This window comes from Kineococcus gurbantunggutensis (assembly GCF_050871925.1).
In the GTDB taxonomy this organism is placed as follows: Bacteria; Actinomycetota; Actinomycetes; order Actinomycetales; family Kineococcaceae; genus Kineococcus.
In genome coordinates this window covers 1-1,849 of the sequence record NZ_JBJLSG010000318.1, presented here as the reverse complement: position 1 = coordinate 1,849, position 1,849 = coordinate 1, and the positions used below count along the sequence as shown (strand labels likewise).

Genomic DNA, 1,849 nt, shown 5'->3' with positions numbered 1-1,849 from the left:
GGGGGCGCCGCGCCCCCGCCCCCCGCGCGTGCCGCGCCCCGGCTACCGGGCGGTCACCGCCGTCCAGTGCACGGCGCGCGCCACCTGCGAGAACAGCCCCTTGGGGTGGTCGCGGAACAGCGGCTCGGTGCCGAAGGCGACGACCGCGGTGCCCCGCTCGTCCACCCCGCGCACCAGGGACGCCTGCCCGGCGGCCTGCTCCTGCCCGCCGGCGCCGTCCTGCCCGGCGCGCCAGTGCCCGGCGACCAGCGGGCCGGAGGAGGCGTAGCGCTGCTCGGCGACGACGCCCTCGCCCAGGCCGGTGAACCACAGCGGCGCGTAGACGAAGGAGTCCGGCAGGGCCCGCGCGGTCAGCGGCCCGCCGGAGTTGTCCACCGCGACGACGCCGTTGGCGGCGCCGGGACCGCGCACGGCGGTGACCTCCAGCAGGTCGGCGGAGGCGTTGAACGCCGCTCCGGCCGCGCCGCGCGTGACGACGCCGCCGTCGGCGAGGAAGGCGTCCAGGGCCGCGCGCGCCGGCGCGCCCAGCGCGGCGCGGTCCAGGCCGGTGGACACGTACAGCACGTCCACGCCCTCCCAGGAGAACCCGGCGTCCAGGACCGCGGTGGAGACGGGGACGACGTCGAAACCCATCCCGGTCAGCGCGGTCAGCTCGTCGCCGCCGGCGGCGGCCGCGACGGTGACGTCCTCCAGCGGGGTGCCGGAGCCGCCGGGCGCGACGCCCTCCACGCGCACGCCGAAGCGCTGGGCGGCGCCCTCGACGGCGCGGCGGGCGGCGGCCGGGGCGATCGCGGTGCCGTCCTCGCGCCAGCGCAGCGCCACGCCCTGGTCCAGCAGGGAGTTCACGGCGCCGACGTCGCGGGGGTCGTCCAGGCGCAGCAGCAGGTCGTCGCCGCGGCGGGCGGTGACCGCCCCGGTGGGCGCGGCGACCGCGACGGGGGTGCCGCGCACGGCCAGGGCGCCCTCGCGCACGACGTCGACGGAGGCGCCCCACAGCAGGCGGTGGCTCCAGCCGCTGATGTCGTACATCACCGGCACGTCCGCGCTGATGTCGCGGCCGGCCTCCAGCACGACGTTGGCCAGGCCGCGCTTGGCCTGGTGCATGTCCACGACGTGCGAGCCGGCCGCGTAGCGCACCCCGCCGGCGGTGAAGGGAGCGTCGGCGCGGGTGACGCGCACGTCGTTGGCGACGAGGTGGTCCACGAGGCGGGCCGCGGCCGCGGCGCTGCGCTGCCCCTCCCCGGCCGGGATGACGTAGGCGCGCGGGAAGGTGGTGGTGTAGCGGTCCTCCGGGCCGAACCCGGGCACGGCCCCGTCGGCGAGGGTGCGCTGCGCCTCGCCGGCCGCGCCGCGGCGGAACACCTCGACCTGGTCGGCCACGAGCTGGCGGCGGTTGCGCACGGCGTACTCCACCGCGGCGCTGATGGTGGCCTCGGCGACGCGCGTGTTCACCTCGGAGCGGCGGCGCAGCTCCGCGACGGGCAGGGTGTCGTACTGGGCGTTGTTCACGCGCAGCGGGAACTCCACGGTCTGCCCGACGGCGCCGTGGTACACGGAGTACATCGGCGTGAAGATCGGCGGCCAGTCGTCCCACTCGCCGGGGGTGAAGTCGCGGAACGGGATGTCCGCGCGCGTGGTCTCCGGCAGCCCGAGCGCCTGGATGGCGCGCTCCATGCCCAGCGCGTTCTCGTAGGCGTGCTTGAGGTACAGGTCGTACTCGTAGTTCTGCCCGTGCGGCGGGGTGCCCGGCTCGATGAGGGTGGTGCCGGTGTAGCCGTGCTCGTCGACGCGCACGAGCGGGGGGGTGGCGCTGTTATCGTCTCGCACGGCGGGGGTCTCCCGGTGAGAG

At 77.1% G+C, this 1,849-nt stretch carries 1 protein-coding gene; it reads right to left on the bottom strand.

The genetic code is table 11. The features are described 5' to 3' along the window. Positions 1 to 42: 42 nt before the first annotated feature. The gene (locus tag ACRYR7_RS25405; protein ID WP_432575166.1) at positions 43 to 1,794 is read right to left on the bottom strand and encodes a M14 family metallopeptidase; all 1,752 of its coding nucleotides are present in this window, start codon (positions 1,792 to 1,794) and stop codon (positions 43 to 45) included. Positions 1,795 to 1,849 lie beyond the last annotated feature (55 nt).